General features: G+C 34.5%; 20 protein-coding genes. 17 read left to right on the plus strand and 3 right to left on the minus strand.

Annotated elements, in window-relative coordinates; genetic code table 11:
- Positions 1–1,134: 1,134 nt before the first annotated feature.
- The 5 genes from WCV66_RS16320 to WCV66_RS16340 all read left to right on the plus strand — a co-directional run bounded on the left by WCV66_RS16320 (position 1,135) and on the right by WCV66_RS16340 (position 6,115).
- Complete coding sequence (locus WCV66_RS16320) at positions 1,135–3,933, plus strand: DUF3289 family protein (RefSeq protein ID WP_338786109.1); 2,799 nt, start codon at positions 1,135–1,137, stop codon at positions 3,931–3,933.
- Positions 3,926–4,447 carry a hypothetical protein gene (locus WCV66_RS16325; protein WP_338786110.1) on the plus strand — a complete coding sequence of 174 codons (522 nt, stop codon included), beginning with the start codon at positions 3,926–3,928 and terminating at the stop codon, positions 4,445–4,447. Before WCV66_RS16320 ends, WCV66_RS16325 begins: the two co-directional genes overlap by 8 nt.
- Positions 4,448–4,666: 219 nt before the next feature.
- A complete protein-coding gene (locus WCV66_RS16330; protein WP_338786111.1) occupies positions 4,667–5,200 on the plus strand; it encodes a glycoside hydrolase family 3 N-terminal domain-containing protein in 534 nt (177 codons plus the stop codon).
- 49 nt (positions 5,201–5,249) lie between these two features.
- A complete protein-coding gene (locus WCV66_RS16335; protein ID WP_338786112.1) occupies positions 5,250–5,789 on the plus strand; it encodes an N-acetyltransferase in 540 nt (179 codons plus the stop codon).
- Positions 5,790–5,842: 53 nt separating this feature from the next.
- The gene (locus WCV66_RS16340; protein WP_338786113.1) at positions 5,843–6,115 is read left to right on the plus strand and encodes a DUF2277 domain-containing protein; all 273 of its coding nucleotides are present in this window, start codon (positions 5,843–5,845) and stop codon (positions 6,113–6,115) included.
- A gap of 83 nt (positions 6,116–6,198) precedes the next feature.
- Here WCV66_RS16340 and WCV66_RS16345 read toward each other — a convergent pair whose 3' ends face one another.
- Entirely contained in the window at positions 6,199–6,627 is a 429-nt protein-coding gene (locus tag WCV66_RS16345; protein WP_338786114.1) for a CHRD domain-containing protein, read from the minus strand.
- 26 nt (positions 6,628–6,653) lie between these two features.
- Entirely contained in the window at positions 6,654–6,869 is a 216-nt protein-coding gene (locus WCV66_RS16350) for a ribose-5-phosphate isomerase A (RefSeq protein WP_185654109.1), read from the minus strand.
- Positions 6,870–7,185: 316 nt separating this feature from the next.
- Here WCV66_RS16350 and WCV66_RS16355 point away from each other — a divergent pair, with 316 nt between their 5' ends.
- A complete protein-coding gene (locus WCV66_RS16355) occupies positions 7,186–7,581 on the plus strand; it encodes a hypothetical protein (RefSeq protein ID WP_338786115.1) in 396 nt (131 codons plus the stop codon).
- 118 nt (positions 7,582–7,699) lie between these two features.
- Here WCV66_RS16355 and WCV66_RS16360 read toward each other — a convergent pair whose 3' ends face one another.
- Complete coding sequence (locus WCV66_RS16360; protein ID WP_338786116.1) at positions 7,700–8,518, minus strand: carbonic anhydrase; 819 nt, start codon at positions 8,516–8,518, stop codon at positions 7,700–7,702.
- Between the two features lie 464 nt (positions 8,519–8,982).
- On the opposite strand from WCV66_RS16360, the gene WCV66_RS16365 reads away from it, so the two are divergent.
- From WCV66_RS16365 to WCV66_RS16410, 11 genes are all read left to right on the plus strand, one after another.
- Entirely contained in the window at positions 8,983–9,168 is a 186-nt protein-coding gene (locus WCV66_RS16365) for a hypothetical protein (protein WP_338786117.1), read from the plus strand.
- Positions 9,169–9,627: 459 nt separating this feature from the next.
- Complete coding sequence (locus WCV66_RS16370) at positions 9,628–10,449, plus strand: phytoene/squalene synthase family protein (RefSeq protein ID WP_338786118.1); 822 nt, start codon at positions 9,628–9,630, stop codon at positions 10,447–10,449.
- Positions 10,450–10,840: 391 nt separating this feature from the next.
- Positions 10,841–11,317: a DUF2975 domain-containing protein gene (locus WCV66_RS16375; protein ID WP_338786119.1), complete on the plus strand. Its 477-nt coding sequence runs from the start codon at positions 10,841–10,843 to the stop codon at positions 11,315–11,317.
- 10 nt (positions 11,318–11,327) lie between these two features.
- A complete protein-coding gene (locus WCV66_RS16380) occupies positions 11,328–11,546 on the plus strand; it encodes a helix-turn-helix transcriptional regulator (RefSeq protein WP_338786120.1) in 219 nt (72 codons plus the stop codon).
- Positions 11,547–11,573: 27 nt separating this feature from the next.
- Positions 11,574–12,365: a DUF817 domain-containing protein gene (locus WCV66_RS16385; protein WP_185653393.1), complete on the plus strand. Its 792-nt coding sequence runs from the start codon at positions 11,574–11,576 to the stop codon at positions 12,363–12,365.
- Positions 12,366–12,500: 135 nt separating this feature from the next.
- Positions 12,501–13,082: a hypothetical protein gene (locus tag WCV66_RS16390; RefSeq protein WP_338786121.1), complete on the plus strand. Its 582-nt coding sequence runs from the start codon at positions 12,501–12,503 to the stop codon at positions 13,080–13,082.
- Between the two features lie 352 nt (positions 13,083–13,434).
- Positions 13,435–14,904, plus strand: coding sequence for an FAD-binding oxidoreductase (locus WCV66_RS16395; RefSeq protein ID WP_338786122.1), 1,470 nt, complete (start codon positions 13,435–13,437; stop codon positions 14,902–14,904).
- Between the two features lie 11 nt (positions 14,905–14,915).
- Entirely contained in the window at positions 14,916–15,437 is a 522-nt protein-coding gene (locus tag WCV66_RS16400) for a hypothetical protein (protein WP_338786123.1), read from the plus strand.
- Between the two features lie 117 nt (positions 15,438–15,554).
- Positions 15,555–15,959, plus strand: coding sequence for an HIT family protein (locus WCV66_RS16405; protein ID WP_338786124.1), 405 nt, complete (start codon positions 15,555–15,557; stop codon positions 15,957–15,959).
- A gap of 100 nt (positions 15,960–16,059) precedes the next feature.
- A complete protein-coding gene (locus WCV66_RS26840; protein WP_413789673.1) occupies positions 16,060–16,143 on the plus strand; it encodes a hypothetical protein in 84 nt (27 codons plus the stop codon).
- 159 nt (positions 16,144–16,302) lie between these two features.
- Positions 16,303–16,434 (plus strand): hypothetical protein, encoded by a 132-nt coding sequence (locus tag WCV66_RS16410; protein ID WP_338786125.1) that lies wholly within the window; start codon positions 16,303–16,305, stop codon positions 16,432–16,434.
- Position 16,435 lies beyond the last annotated feature (1 nt).

Below are 16,435 nucleotides of genomic sequence, written 5' to 3' on the forward strand. Positions count from 1 at the left end.
CGATATAGATGAGGCTTACCATTTCATATAAGTGTAGTTGAACTTATTACAGATATAGAGAATGGCCATTGGTTTAATTTTAAGGCTCTTTTCTAAAAGATTGTTGTTTTTGAACAAAACTGATTAGGGTGATTGGAACGGATATGCGAGACTCCTGTGGGAGTAGCGGGACAGATGAGACCCCGCAGGCGCTTCGCGCTGAGGAGGCTCATCGCCCGCCCCGCGGAAAGCGAGCATCCTCTCGCTGCAATCAACCAACCCAATACTATTTTAAAAGCAACAAAGTTTGCGAAAACAGCCAATTTTAAAGATCCAGATGGGGAACATGTTGATGATTTGTAAATGTTAAGAGAGATTCAAAAAAACGATGTATTCAACAACGGGACATGATAGTCAAAGAGTGTTATAGATATGATATATGAAAGCCGGCCTTCCTTAGGATACAGGAATCCGGCTTTTTAGCTTTAAATATAATGCTTAACGTACAATTTTCCCAAAATGACTGTATATATAGGTTCAATCTCTAAATAAAGATCAATTGATTCATAAGTATGATAAAAATAATTAAATTATCAGGAGGTTTTTACCTTACATCCCAGAGATTTACATAATAAACTAAAATTTGGTTCAAGAAATTTTAGTTTAGGGAGGAAAGGAGAAAAAATGAATTTATCCCCCAAGGAACTATAAGAAATAACTGTTACCGTTTATTTTATGCTTTTCAATGTTTTTGCATTTTCGCCACAGTCTAAGGACCAAAAAGCATCAGACCCTGACACGTTTCATATAAACGGTTGGGGAGCTTAAACGGAATCCATTCATTGGTTTACAGACCGAAAATATATTGGTCAAAGATTTATTTATGTTCGGTAAATTTAAAAAGACAAGACACTAAAAAATTAGGTGTCTTTCTGATTTAAAAATTTTTAGAAAATTCAGTATTCGTATTGTTTGTAATATATTCCTATTTTGTACTTTTGGTAGGTACCCACTAGTTGCTATTAGAAAAATAACACTTGTCAAAGGGGTTGATTTAATGACATTATCTCAAGGATTTTGACAATATTTCTTTGGATGGGAACTACGATATCGTATATAGGTTAAATTAATATTTTTATAGAGGAGATTATCACAATGAAAAATAAAGTAAAAAGTATGTTGAGTTTTTTATTAATTTTTGCAATGATTTTCGGCGGATCTGGGCAAGCGGTGGTTGCCAAGGGAGATAACCAAGCTAATCAAGGAAAACTTAAGAATTCTAGTGAGCAAAATGTAAAACAATGGTTAAGTGAATATGAATTCTTTGAGGACACCAGAATTGCAATTATCTATGATCAGATTGCAATAAATGAATTAAAGCGTTTCGTGACAGTCATAAAAGAAACTAATGCTAAGTTTGATTCTAAACTGATAGCGGAAATTGATGAAACCGGAGACTTTAAACAAAAAGATATGAATGGACTTGATGTACTTCAACAATTGATTAACCAATATGAACAAGCTGTTCAAGAGGAGTACATACAAGAGGTGGTTCTTAAAAGTGATCAGCTCTTGAAAATCAAACATAAGTTAACTATATGTCTATGGGGGTATGTAACAGAAAACGATTTTAATGAACCAACTGAAGTATTACTTGCAGATATACTCTTTAATTTTTATTTATCGGATAAAATTGTCAATAAAAATGCTATCGGCATCTTAAAGGATATCTCCGATCAAGCAGATCACAAAGGAAATAAACTAAAAGCTCATTTGAATAACTCTGTGAAAATGTCTGAAAAAGCTAATGAGTTTCTAGAAAAAGATCTAGCTATCCCTGCATCAAAATCCTATCAAAATGCATATAAACAAGTGTTATTCGGACTTGAAAAAGCAGGCTATTCATTTAACACAGAATTCTTTGAATCTACCTCTGACACGGATGGTGACACTATAACAGATGGAATAGAATTCCTAGAGGGAATAAATCCATTTAAAAAGGATACTGATGGTGATGGATTGCAGGACAATATTGAATATGAGGTTATATCATTTATTTCCCCGACAAAATATGATTCAGATCGTAATGGCATAAGTGATGCAGATGAAGATATCGATGAAGACGGCCTGAGTAATAAAGACGAGCAAGCTTATCAAACAAATTTGATTAAGGAAGATTCAGACCAAGATGGTTTAACTGACGGATTTGAAGTACATCAGTTCGATTCATTACCTAATAAGTATGATACAGATAACGATGGGTTAAGTGATGGAGATGAATATGCTTTAAAGACAAATCCGAATGCTGCAGACAGCAACAATGACGAAATCGAGGATTCACAAGAACTCTATAAACAATCGATTAGTAAATCATTGATTCAGCCTGATAAATCAGAGATTAAAAGCGTAGAAGTTGGGTTTAGTGCAAAAGATAATATTAATAAAACGACTAGAATTAGCAGCACAAACAACGTAAATATTAAAACAACTAATTTACACGGTATTATTGGTTCTCCTGTAAGCATCAATACGCAATCAGAATTTGAGAAAGCAAGCATTAAGTTTACTTATGATGAAGCGAAGCTAGGAGACACGTTGGAAGATGATCTAGCCATCGTTTGGTACAATGAAGACGAGGAAATGTTTGAAAGCATTAACGCTGTGTTAGATACAAGTAAAAATACAATAAGTGTGGAAACTACTCACTTTGGTGAATATCTGGTTGTTGATAAGACAAAATGGTTGGAGCTTTGGAGTAGGGAAATAGACTACTCAAGTACGAATGGTGTAAATGAAATGCTGCTTCAAAATATTGCAACGAGAACAGGTGAAGAGAACGATCAAGCTGCAAGCAGCGATAAGTTTAATGACATTGTCACTAGCGATGATTCAGGTGATGAAGGGATAGATACAAAAGATTCAGATGGTGATGGCTTATACGACATCTATGAAATTGAAGGAATGAAAACACCATACGGTATAATTTACTCAGATCCTACCAAGAAAGATAGTGATGGAGATGGATTAACTGATGGGCAAGAAATGGGTCCATTCAAAACATTCACGATAGAAATTTTTGGAATTACTATTCATTTTGAAGGTTTCTTTCCAACTAGTTATCCTGACCAAAAAGATAGTGATGGAGATGGAATTTTTGATAATGAGGATTCGAGACCGTTGTACTCTGATTTATCCAATTTAATAATTCATCAATCAGATAGACCAGAAGGCCATGATGAAAATGGAAATGTAGCGAATGATATGAAAACAAATGATTATACTGGAGATGAAATGACTGACATTAGCTGGATGTTCAATTTCCAGTTACTTGAGTCTTATTTCCCAGGTATTCTCTTTGATGAGTTCGAGACAATGTCAACAAGCATATTTTCTACGGGAGATATGGAAGATGTTGTTTTAGATATGATTGATCATTTTGAGGATGGAACTGCTACAGAGTATAGCAATCAGACTTTAACTAAAAAAGCGAGTGAGCATGAGACAACAAAAGACTATGTTGAGTTTGTCAAAAATGCCTTAGTTGATGAGTTAAAGAAAAATGGAGGTAATTTGGGAGCACTTCAGTTTGATAAAAGTACAAAGGAAACTAATGAATTTTATAATTTTATACAGAGAAATGCTAGTTACCCGACGTTTAGCACTTGGAGTGATAGAATAGGAGGACTTACAATTACAGTAAATGATACTTGGGGGAATACAGTATCCGTAAAAGATTTTTCAGTAGAGAACAATCACTTCAAAGGTGTCATGCATGTTCGTTTATATGATCATTTTGGGTTAGATCAGCCAGATGTTGAGAAGATGTATGTCAATTTAGCAGGATTCCGTTCCTGGTTTGTCTTACAGCATTATAATGAATATGATGGGGAATATAAGCCCTTTGTTACTGTAATGGAAATGGATATACCATTCGAGGGGGAATTGAGTGAATAAAGGTAATTTAAAAATTATAGTTTTAATGATTGGTATATTCTTAATTTCATTAAACTTAATTGGATGTAAAAAGAATGAGGAGTCAAGTGGGGAAACAAAGATTTTCGAAATTGACAATACAGAAGAGATCTTTGGTAAAAAGGATGATGAAGTGGTGACTGTTAAAAAGCACTATATGATTCTAAATCCACCGAAAGATTTAATACAATTGAAAGAATTAATTGAAAAATACAGTAAGGATCATCCAATTGAAGAAGAAATGAAAGTAATAGAAGGAAAAAACAGGATTTTTGATATGTCCTTATATAGGGAAAGTGAGGATTTGCCAAGAGACTGGCAGCCTGATGAAAGTTACATGAATACAGATCGGCTAGAACATCATAAGAATGATCTAATTGCATATATAATTTGGTCAGATGCTGAACCACAAAAAGAATTCAATGTTTATGATAAAAATAAGGAAGGAAACGTAATTAAGAGGATGCGTTTTATTGAGGATCAGCTTGTTGAGTGATACACTATCCATACCCTAAAAAAAAGAAATGGAAATTGTTAGAAACTACAACAGGAACACTACATGACTGGGGTTCACTATGAATATTTTCCATAGTGGCCCCACATTACTTGAATCGTTTCCATACCCTATTAAAACTTTAATATTCCATAATACCATTTAATATAATTTTTTCTTTGTTTCGTTAAAGGATGCTTTCCTGGAATAAGAGAGGTAATTATGAATAATATGAAAAAATGGTACCGGTTACTTTTTATTTTTACTTTTATTATAATACTAGTTCTAATCGGATGTAACCAAGCTTCCAAACATAACATGGAAGAAAATAATTCTGAAGAATCTCCGCCTGATGCAGTAACGGATCCGATAAAAGAAATAATGGATTCTATGTCGATAGAGGAAAAAATTGGCCAAAAGCTTATGTTTGGATTTGAAGATACTCAAGTCAATGATGAAACTAGAAAATTAATAGAAGATTATCATGTAGGAGGAGTCATATTATTTAAGAAAAACATTTTAGGTGCTCAACAATTATTGGATCTGAATAATAAAATAAAAGAAATAAATTCCGGCCTACACGATACTCCGATCCTTATTTCTGTAGACGAAGAAGGAGGCTTGGTATCAAGAATGCCACCTGAAATCATGAACCTGCCGGACAGTAAAGAGATAAGAGAAGCAAATAATGCAGCGCTTGCCTACCGGGTCGGGGAAGCCATTGGTGAAAGAACATTAAAGGGCGTAATTCTGTAAGAGTGGTTTTTTCTTAGTTAAATTGTAATTGCACATTGGGGGTGTAATAATGAAAATAAGATTAGTTAATAAAGAAGAATATCGTGTTATTGAAGACTTTGTATATGAGATATTTAAAAATACCGATTATTCGGACGGAGTAGCTGAAAAAGCTTTAGTAAGAGAGATCCGAGAAAAACACTATTACATTCCCCAGCTTGATTTAGTTGTTGAGGAAGAAGGTGCGATTATAGGACACTTTATCCTTTCAAAACTTCCAATAAGTAATAAGTATGAAAATGAGATATTGATGCTATCACCAGTTTCAGTAGCAATTAATCATCAACGTCAGGGTGTTGGTAAGTATATGTTGCAGGAAGGAATTAAATTAGCTGCTAAAATGGGATATAAGGGAATAATTGTTGAAGGAGATTATCGTTACTATCAACGCTTTGGATTTAGAACATCAACTGAATTTGGAATATATGCCTCCAAGAAAAATCTTCCACCTTCTGAGGAGAATTTGATGGCTATAGAGTTGTGTGAAAATGGTATGGCAAATATTTCAGGAGAAGTAGATTATTCGATTTATGATACCTTGAGACATTAGCAGGAAGTACGAATGTTGGCTGTATTCCATAATGAAAACAAAAGGAGTAACTTATGTGCCGAAACATTAGAACATTATTTAATTTCGACCCACCAGCTACCGATGAAGAGATTCATTCAGCATCTCTTCAGTACGTCAGAAAGATAACGGGCTATAACAAGCCCTCAAAGGCGAACGAGGAGGCTTTTAATCGTGCAGTCAATGAGATAGCAATGGTTTCTCGGAATCTATTGAACACGCTGGAAACCATTGCCGAGCCTCGTAATCGCGAGGTCGAAGCTGAGCGTGCTCGTACCAGAGCAACTAAAAGGTTTGGAACAAATTAGTGAGGACTAAAGAATAGAATAGCGTTTGAAAAGTAAAGAGCGCCAAGTTTGACGCTCTTTTTTACTGATTAATAGTGTGGGAATTAAAGTGGTACAATTTGACCTCTAATCTCCCCTGCGGGATTTTGTTCAGTATGAGCATTTACATACGTTAGCTCTTGTTCCATAAAATTTATTAAATCTTCTACAGAATCTATTCCGACCTCATTTGGTACAATGTCATCATCAGTGATAGTGCCAGTAACTATTCCTCTCTGAGTCGTGATACCATTTTGTTCCTCAAGGGTTTCGAGGTTGGCCCCAAATAGAAAAACTATTACGGGTCCATTTACTCCACGTTTACCAAAGTGGATGTGCGCCTGAATAAAATTTTTAATATTTCTAACTTCAAGGGAAAACTTTAATTTAGTTCTTGTTTTATTTGCCACAAATTTTGCAATACCAAAAGCATCAGTTTCAACCGGAGGGACTTCGTTATCTCCTTTCAATCTAGCGCTAAAGAATTTTAGCATGTTATCATCTTCCTTCTGTGTAATTACTACAGTTTATGTATGGTTATATTGGTCTGTATAGTTTTAAGCCTAATATTGGAGTGAGTATGTTGCCATGCAAAAGAGACTACTTCAATCGATAAACGAAACTTACCTAATGTATCTACTAATTTAGTATCATCTGCAACGATTATAAGTCGTTTTGAGGCTAAAGCAACTAATTTTTCACGTAGTAGCGCTCCTCCACACTTAGTACAACGGATTTATCCGACTGGCTTGAAAAACTTAAAGCAACATTCGATGATTTGGAGTTGGAATTTAAAGGAGGAGAGTCTAGTAAAGAAGCTAAGAACCGAATAGTAAACGTTGTAAATCAGTTAACGTGGCTGAGGAGTGGGAACGTTCATTATAAAATTGAAAAAGCTCTTCAGCAAATTTTAGAGTACTAAAAATTCATTTCATGCGGTGGAATATCATTAATCGGGAGCGAATCAGGCGTGTTTCTGGAACTCAGAAAACATTACTTCTCACTAATTAATGTTTAACACTTCCACCGCCAAAAATGGAGGATGAGATAAAATGAAGAAATTCCCCACAAATCTTATATCTAATATGTTTTATACAATATTTGTAGTAAGCACGATAATTACGTTATTTATTGTATATAAGGATATTGATAATTCATTTGCTATTAAATTTGTTATTGGCTATGTTGTTTTTCTTATGTTATTTATTTTTTATTTCATTGTGGCAACTGTAAACAATATGAGAAAAGTAAAATGGGTTGATATTATAAAAAGAATGTATAGATTTATTTCTACTTTTGTTTTGCTTAGTGGGACGAGTATTATTTATTGCTATTTTTTTAGACAAACAGAAATAGATTATTATAGGATTTTTCATATTGCTTTAGGTTTATCATTAGGGATAGCTTTTTTTGATTTAGCGTTCTCTAGTAAGAAAAATGTAGATTAACTTTTTATTCAGCTAAAGGGCCATAAAATTGAATATATGGATCCATAACTCCTCCTTCGAAAAACAAGAAAATGACCACTTATATTTTTTTTAGGTGATCATCATTATATGAAATCATTTATTTGGTTTCATATAATTCACGGTCATTTATAGATTGAACAGGACGATGGTTGTCGGGGAAGATTTGCTGGAATGCCTGAATTTGTTTTTTCGACATTTTAATCGGATGCTCAAATATGACCCATTTCACCTCTTCTGTACAAGGAGGAGTTGTTAGCGATCCATTATAATGAAAAGACGTTTGTTCTTGAGGAAGTATACCCTGTAAATCGATCGGTTCTTTTACGGAAATATCTTCTCCTGTTTGTTCCTTGGGTAATACATCCCAAATAGATGCAAGTTTTTCATTTTTTTCCCCTTCTTTTATCATCACTCCAAGGACGGCAATTCTTCCATTCTCGTCTTTATGTACAAGGTGTAGCTCCATATCAAAATTCTGACCATTAAATTGATGTTCACTCGGAGTATGGAAATGAAATTGAGCGAGCTTGTACTTATTTCCTTCAACTAATATACTGTTGCTTTCTGTTGTGACATTAGCCTGCACGGTATGACCGTTGTTTACAAGTGTAAAAGGTGTTGGCTCATATTGAATCTGAATGTTTTTTATTTTTTCATCGGTTATTACCTGTGAGAATTCAATATTAATTGGAGATTGTTCACTTCCGTTGACACATGTTGAGTTTGCTTGGTCCAACTCTCCCCAGTGTTCAGATCCTGTTTTCCCTTCATAGGACCAATGAACAGTCTGTATACTGTGAGTTTCTTCTCCTTCACTTTCATTTGAAACAGGTGTTTCTTTAGTTTTTACCGAGCAAGAGCCTAATGAAAAGCATAAAGAAACAGCTAAAAACGGATATACCAATTTCTTCTTCATTTTTTTAAAAACTCCTTTTCTAATTTTTTAGTATTCATATAAAATAAATACCAAAAATAATTTAATGACAAGACATTATTATCCAGATAACGCTTACAATATGTAATTGGGGAAAACAGACTAACGGTATACGAGTAAAAAGTACCAGTATGATAAAATTTGTCATACTTACTTGTTTTCATTTAAGATAATAGGAGAAAAAAGTTGAGTTCATTGGAGACTGTGTAAATTTAAAGAAAGTACATCTGTTTTATAAGTAAATTTTCCACAATCTAGTTCGATTGCTGAAATGGAAACCGCTTTTCTTATTCGGCAAAAGGTGTAGTTTTGATGAAGAAGAGTTTGGTATGTTTTGAAACTTTTATGATAAAATTAGGGTGGTATTAGATAAAGATGGGAGTTTAATATGGACAAATACAAAAAACTCGATTGATTTTTATAGGGAAAGGTTTAAGGAAAAGGGGATGTTTGAGAATGAGTTATATACAAATATTCCATTATTATTAAAATCGTTAATAGAACAACAATTTACTTTAGAGGTTGCAACTTCAACGCCTACTAATAAGTATTTTGACCTTGTTGTCGGAAGTAATCTTAATGAAACAAAAACATCAAAAACTGAAATTATTCAATACATACTAGATAAGTAAATGACTATAAACTAGATGACTTTATTATAATCGGTGACTGGGAGCACGATATTATTGGTGCAAATAATACTGTTATTGACTCTTTTTGAGTTAACATGGTTCATTTGATGAACTAAGTCATTCTAACCCTACTTATATTGTCAAAAGTCTTAACCAATTAAAGGATATTTTGCTGGGAAGTCAAATCAAATAAATAACATTTTGTTCTTGAGCTAACGGGCTCTATAGTTCAATAAGCATAGGCCGGATAAGTTGCATTATTAATCGTCCTACATTCGGGCATAAAAATTGAACTACGATAGAAAGTTCCAGCTGTCCATTTTTTCTTAGTCATCATCAGTAAATGGCAATGGCGTAAACTTTGTGTTAGAACTTTATTATTAAATATTTGATATAGTGGGGATAATACAATTAAAATTAAAGAGATTAGCATATTAACAAAAAAGGGGATAATACCAGATGAGTGAAGCAATCAATTTACATAGAAGTGCGATAGACATGTTAATGGCGACAAGTCGGACCTTCTTTATTCCGATTAGTCAACTACCTTCAGGATTACAAGAAGCAGTTTCATCCGCCTACTTATGTATGAGAGCTATTGACGAGATTGAAGACCACCCCCAACTCCAAGTGGAAGCCAAACATAATCTATTACGTTCAATCAGCCTACTCTTAAAAGAACCCTACAATAATGAGGAGTTAATGACTTTATTTCACCCATACAAGTCACTCCTGCCAGAGGTTACCTTACGATTTGGCGAATGGATAAAACTTTGTCCACCGACAATTGTAGAGAATATTTCGAGTGCCACATCTACGATGGCGAAGGGAATGGCGGACTGGGTTTTAAAAGAGTGGCGGATTGAGAATGAAGAAGATTTGAATGAATATACATACTATGTTGCAGGTTTGGTAGGAGTTATGCTCTCAGATATTTGGAAGTGGTACGATGATGTTGAAACGGACAAGGATCTAGCCATTGCTTTTGGTCGAGGATTGCAGTCTATCAATATTCTTCGCAATCGTGCTGAAGATTTAGAACGAGGTGTAGATTTCTTTCCCGATGGATGGGAGTTAGAAGATATGTATATGTTCGCACGACGTAACCTAGCATTGGCTGACGTCTATTTGAAGGATATTAAACCAGGTCCGATTTATAATTTTTGTAAAATCCCAGTAGCTCTTGCTCATGGCACACTTGATGCTTTAACAGATGGGAAGGAAAAAATGAGTAGAGCTACCGTAACTGAAATAGTTAGTCGAGTAGTAGATAGAAAATAGATACCACAATTTAGAAATGAATTTTTATTGTTGTCCTTATCAACTAACGGATGAATGGAAGAACGAAAGCGACTTTTTAAATGAAACTTTTGAGCCATATTCTGAGTTAATAATTTAACAATTATGTTTTTAAATTTGAATACTTTTATCTTATTCAACAACCGGGCACAATTCTGCAGCAAGAATTGTGCTCTTTTTTCATGCTTATGGCCAGATTGTGATACAAGTTATAAATTAAATAGTTTAAAGTTATAAGCATTTCTTTGTAATGGAGAATGCTTTTTTTGTTTAAAATAACAATAAAAAAACAACAATAAAAAATAAAAGTTTATTGCAAAACGATAAAAATATGTTAAAATCAAATTTATAATAAATAAGTGAGGTGCTTTTTATGAAACATGGTTCAACACTCTTTTTAAAGATAGCTGTTTTTCTTATTGGAACTCCAGTGCTTGCTTTATGTATATATGGGCTGCCGTGGTTAGCTAATAATCCAGCAAATCCAAATTATGCCTATATACTATATCCCATTTTAATAGGTATGTATGTATCAGCGATCCCGTTTTACATTGCATTGTATCAGGCTTTTAAACTTTTAAGCTATATTGACAAAAACCAAGCTTTCTCTGAGTTGTCTGTTAAAGCACTAAAGAATATCAAATTCTGTGCAATGACAATTAGTGGTTTGTATGTGGTAATTATCCCATTTGTTTATCTCGTAGCAGAGTTAGACGATGCCCCAGGTCTTATAATAATCGGAATGGTCCCTATCTTTGCTTCAATGGTAATCGCAGTGTTCGCTGCAGTTCTTCAAAGACTTTTACAAGAAGCGATTGATATAAAATCGGAAAATGACTTAATAGTCTGAGGTGATAACAATGGCAATTATAATCAATATTGATGTGATGCTGGCTAAAAGGAAAATGAGCGTAACAGAACTCTCTGAAAAGGTTGGAATAACAATGGCTAACCTTTCTATATTGAAAAATGGCAAAGCAAAGGCGATTCGATTATCAACTTTAGAGGCGATTTGTAAGGCTTTAGAATGTCAACCAGGAGATATTTTAGAATACCGAAGTGATGAAGACACCAACTAAACAGGACCTATTTTGGAGGGGAAAGTCATGAGAGCACTAAAACAACTCATTCGTTTTGGTTGGGAGCAGGCCCTATCATGTTTGTTTCCTGTCGTTATTTTTGCCTCTTTGGCTATTACACAAATCATGTCACTTCCCGTACTACCACGGTATGACTGGCTGCTCATCATCTGCCTTCTGATGCAGTGGTGGATGGTGCGTTCTGGGCTTGAGACACGAGATGAACTAAAGGTTATTACCTTGTTTCACCTTATTGGACTTGCTCTTGAACTTTTCAAGGTACACATGGGCTCCTGGTCATATCCGGAGGAAGGTATTTTTAAAATTTTTGGAGTGCCTTTGTATAGTGGATTTATGTACGCAAGTGTAGCGAGTTATCTTTGTCAGGCGTGGAGGAGATTAAAGGTTGAACTCATTAAGTGGCCGCCGTTTTTGCTCGTTGTACCTCTTGCAGCTGCGATTTATTTGAATTTTTTCACCCACCATTATTGGATTGACGTCCGCTTTTGGTTATCTGGACTTGTCATGATCGTCTTTTGGCAATCATGGGTCACATACGAGGTTAATGGAAGACGTTACCGTATGCCACTCGCACTTTCTTTTGTGCTCATCGGATTTTTTATATGGATAGCCGAAAATATCGCAACGTTTTTTGGAGCTTGGGAATATCCAAACCAAACCGATGCGTGGAGTCTCGTTCATCTAGGAAAGGTGAGTTCATGGCTTTTATTAGTGATTGTTAGTTTTCTCATAGTAGCGACGTTAAAACAGGTTAAGGGAAAAAGTTCAACCAAGATAGATACTAGTCAAGTTTTATAACTGTTATGAACTATCTTTAAAAAAATTCCGATCCTTAGCGTAGTAAGGAATTTAAGTTTTCTAAAGAATTTGATTAGGTCTTTCTTATGTTTTTTTCTTTATATTAATCGTTTAAAAAGATTTAAGGTGAGGATTATGATCAGAGAAAAAAAGATTTATATCCTTTTAACTGATACTGGAACAATTTTAAATAGACTGATTAAATCCTATACTAAAAAACCCTATAATCATGCCTCAATCGCCTTTGATACTGAATTAATTGAGGTATATAGTTTCGGGAGAAAAACAGCGAAAAACCCTTTTATTGGAGGATTCGTTAGAGAAGATATTCATTCCGTCTTATTTAACCAAGCATATTGTGCCATCTATTCGTTAACCATAACAAATCATGAATATCAAAAGATGTATCAATATATCCAAGAAATAGCAGCCAAGAAGGAACATTATCGCTATAATTTTATAGGATTATTTGGTGTGCTGTTTAAAAAGCCGATAAAAAGAAAGAATGCTTTCTTCTGTTCTCAATTTGTGGCATCTGTCCTAAAGGAAAGTAAGGTCATTGACTATGATAAAGATCTTTCTCTGGTTGAACCAAGTGACTTGCCCCATTCAGAAAATTTTCAATTGATTTTTGAAGGTAGATTAAAAGATTATCAAAATAGTGTCATGTACGAAAGAGTCCATATTCCTTGTCAAATAGTTCCGATTGAAATGTGATTCCGTATTACGACTTTCAGCAATCGGGCGCAATTCTGCAGAAGGAATTGTGCTCTTTCTCTATGTTGGGCTGATATGCTGGAATATGTGTGTGCAACCGAATTAATCTTAAAAAGAGCATTGTACTAATTAAGAATGACACGGATTTATTTCTTGATTTTTAGAGGGATCTATAATTCTATGTGGAAGAATTATATCAAATCAACCTCAAGTGTTATTGACACTTTTACTCTAGGTAATGAAGCAGAATGGGGAAATGCTCCTAATTAATGGTAAAATTATAAAGATAGAACATGATGTTCATTAAAAGGGAATTTTCACAAAACAATACAACTTATAAACAGGAGTTAATATGCAAACGATAACGGAATTATCTAAAAAACCATGGTTTCTAGGGAGTCTAGTTTTTGTTTTTGTTGTCGTAGTCTTATGGAGCATACCGATTGAGAAAAGAAAATATGGTCTCACTAAAAGTAATTTAGCAACGGACTATACTGGTCTTCTTCCTGAACGTGTAGAACGAGTAGTTAAAGCTAAAAATCGTACTGATTTACAAAAGATTGTAATGGAAGCAAACGAAAAAGGTCAGCAAATTTCAGTTGCTGGATTACAGCATTCGCAAGGGGGCCATACTTACTTTAAAGATGGTGTTGTTCTTGATATGCGGACATTCAATGATGTGTTAGAAATTGATGAGCAGAATAAAACTATCCGTGTAGAAGGTGGAGCAACATGGGATCATGTCCAAGAAGCGATAACACCTTATGGTTTAGCCTTAAAAGTGACCCAATCACAGTCGATTTTTTCGATAGGGGGGTCCCTTTCAGTAAACGCTCACGGACGAGATATTCGTTTTGGTCCAATGTCAGGAACGGTAAAGGAAATGACATTATTAACACCTACAGGAGAAATCAAGAAAGTAACCCGAGATAGCTCAGACGAATGGATGAAGTACGTTTTTGGCGGATATGGATTATTCGGTGTGATTTTAGATGTGACATTGGAATTAACGGAAAATGAGGTGTACACCATCCAGACAGAAGAACTAAAAACAGAAGAGTATGAATCCTATTTTAATAATTTATTAGATCATAAAAATACAGCCATGCACTATGCAAGGGTAAGTGTTGCTCCAAGTACCTTTTTGGATGAAATGTATGTGATTGACTACAACTATACAGGAAAACAGGATCAAAATTCTCCACTCAAAGAAGAACAAGGTGTGCGTCTAAGTAAGCTAGCACTTGATCTTGGAAGACAAGGTGGATTCTTAGAGAATGTTTTTTGGGAAACTCAAAAACTATATATTGATTCAATCGACGGTAATATGATTAATAGAAATAACGCTATGCGCTCGGAATCCACCTTCATGGAATTTACGAAACCTGGTCGTGTCGAAGTCTTGCAAGAGTTTTTTATTCCAGTTCATTCTTACGAAGAATACATAAATGATGTAAAGCAATTGCTCCGACCAAACGACAAAAATGAAGATTTTAAAGTACATAATATTACGGTGCGATATGCAGCAAAAGACAACCACACAAGTTTGAACTATGCCAAGGAAGATATGTTGGGTCTAGTTATTTTGATCCAACATGGATTAAAAGAAAACGAGATTGCTAATGCCGAAGCTATTATCCAAGATTGGACCAATTTAACCCTCAATCATGGAGGAACGTATTACCTCCCTTATTATCGTTATCAAACAAAAGAACAATTCATGAGGTCTTATCCTGAATGGAAAAGGTTCCAGAAAGAAAAATTACGAAGAGATCCAAATGAAGTCTTTCGAAATCTATTTTATGACTATTACATCAAGTGAAGGAGCACAACATGAAGAATAAAAGTGAACGGTATATCCCTCTTGTTGTAACAGTTGGACAAGTCGCTATTTTCCCATATTATATCGTTTGGTTAAAAGAAGTTTCTTTGACCTTCACCTTATTTGCATGGTTATTTGCCGCATTTTCTTTTGCGGCTGCTTGGGGCTACCGTGTCTTTCAGTCGAAAAAGAATAAGAACAATACTTATATCTCTTTTATTTACGCAGGGATGGGTTTTGTATATATACTCGTAGGCTGTATAAAGAATTCGCTTGAATTTCTTCCCTATGCTGCACTTCTATTACAAATTATCTTAGGATTTTTACAGGGTTACTTTCGTGCATGGCATATAGAGCAGAAGACCTATCGATTACATAATGTTCATCACTATTTAATTGTCGGTGTTACTATGATTGGGTTTTCTTTTGTTAAAATAATTTCTCCTGTTGTCTTTATAACTGTTTTTGGAATCGTGTTGTTTGTTTGTGGCTTTTGGAGTTTTAAACGAAACAAGAAAGCTGAAGTTATCTAAGTGGCAGACTACGTGAAATTTATATCTCACCGTGGTTCAGGTACCATAATTAGAAGTTGTCTCTTTTTTTAACATTCGGGCGCAATTCTTCAATATATGGGCAGAGGGGATAGAAAAATGAAAGATTGTGTATTTTGTCATCCAAATTTAGATTCAAATCAAAACATAATTATTAGCAATGATTATTGTATGTTTTTACAGCTAGAAGAAGCTCAAATAAAAGGGAAGCAACTTGAAGGTTCGGGTTTAATTGTACCAAAGGCACACAGGGAAACAGCATTCGATTTAACAGATGAAGAGTGGAGTGCAACATACACTCTTCTTAAAGAAGTAAAAAGATATTTAGATGAAAAATATAAACCCCAAGGATATAACCTTGGTTGGAATTGTGGCGAAATTGGTGGTCAACATATTTTCCATTCTCACTTTCATGTGGTACCAAGATATAACGATGAACCGATGGCTGGTAAGGGGATTCGATATATGTTCAAGAGTACGGAGAATAAAAGAATAGGTAATTAAACTTAACGAGGACGTTACATGATGGTTTGAGGCGCTTTTTTATAATCACATTACTCACGATAAGGAAAATTATCAGAACTACATAGATCGTGTATTACGTATAGCGAATCCTGGTACATTGAATGTTGGGGATAATGTTTTACATCGTGGACAGGTTGCCGACGCTTATCACAATGATGCGTGAACTTATTCCATAAGACACTTTAATCAGCGAATGGCGAGTGATTCAAAAGTTGGAATCGATCAATTTCCGGTAGGAGATGGGCTATCGATTTGTCGGGTGAAGCGAGAGAAATATATTTTATACCTTATTCACCTAATTTTGACTGAAGGCACTTAAAAAATGACGTTTATAACTGATTTTCTAAAAAAGACGATTTCCAGTTCAAGTTTTGGACTGGAAATCGTCTTTTATGTTGACTTAATTTGGTCTGATATTGATCATTTCATGACAATCATGTCTGCTAAAATTTAAA

Origin of the sequence: Metabacillus rhizosphaerae, assembly GCF_037201795.1 — a bacterium.
Classification (GTDB): domain Bacteria; phylum Bacillota; class Bacilli; order Bacillales; family Bacillaceae; genus Metabacillus; species Metabacillus rhizosphaerae.

Coding starts and splice junctions, on each gene's coding strand:
- WCV66_RS16375 (WP_338786119.1), top strand. CDS start 10,841: ATGAAACATGGTTCAACACTCTTTTTAAAGATAGCTGTTTTTCTTATT.
- WCV66_RS16370 (WP_338786118.1), top strand. CDS start 9,628: ATGAGTGAAGCAATCAATTTACATAGAAGTGCGATAGACATGTTAATG.
- WCV66_RS16390 (WP_338786121.1), top strand. CDS start 12,501: ATGATCAGAGAAAAAAAGATTTATATCCTTTTAACTGATACTGGAACA.
- WCV66_RS16380 (WP_338786120.1), top strand. CDS start 11,328: ATGGCAATTATAATCAATATTGATGTGATGCTGGCTAAAAGGAAAATG.
- WCV66_RS16405 (WP_338786124.1), top strand. CDS start 15,555: ATGAAAGATTGTGTATTTTGTCATCCAAATTTAGATTCAAATCAAAAC.
- WCV66_RS16365 (WP_338786117.1), top strand. CDS start 8,983: ATGTTTGAGAATGAGTTATATACAAATATTCCATTATTATTAAAATCG.
- WCV66_RS16360 (WP_338786116.1), bottom strand. CDS start 8,518: ATGAAGAAGAAATTGGTATATCCGTTTTTAGCTGTTTCTTTATGCTTT.
- WCV66_RS16410 (WP_338786125.1), top strand. CDS start 16,303: ATGACGTTTATAACTGATTTTCTAAAAAAGACGATTTCCAGTTCAAGT.
- WCV66_RS16320 (WP_338786109.1), top strand. CDS start 1,135: ATGAAAAATAAAGTAAAAAGTATGTTGAGTTTTTTATTAATTTTTGCA.
- WCV66_RS16340 (WP_338786113.1), top strand. CDS start 5,843: ATGTGCCGAAACATTAGAACATTATTTAATTTCGACCCACCAGCTACC.
- WCV66_RS16395 (WP_338786122.1), top strand. CDS start 13,435: ATGCAAACGATAACGGAATTATCTAAAAAACCATGGTTTCTAGGGAGT.
- WCV66_RS16385 (WP_185653393.1), top strand. CDS start 11,574: ATGAGAGCACTAAAACAACTCATTCGTTTTGGTTGGGAGCAGGCCCTA.
- WCV66_RS16330 (WP_338786111.1), top strand. CDS start 4,667: ATGAATAATATGAAAAAATGGTACCGGTTACTTTTTATTTTTACTTTT.
- WCV66_RS16345 (WP_338786114.1), bottom strand. CDS start 6,627: ATGCTAAAATTCTTTAGCGCTAGATTGAAAGGAGATAACGAAGTCCCT.
- WCV66_RS16335 (WP_338786112.1), top strand. CDS start 5,250: ATGAAAATAAGATTAGTTAATAAAGAAGAATATCGTGTTATTGAAGAC.
- WCV66_RS16355 (WP_338786115.1), top strand. CDS start 7,186: ATGAAGAAATTCCCCACAAATCTTATATCTAATATGTTTTATACAATA.
- WCV66_RS16400 (WP_338786123.1), top strand. CDS start 14,916: ATGAAGAATAAAAGTGAACGGTATATCCCTCTTGTTGTAACAGTTGGA.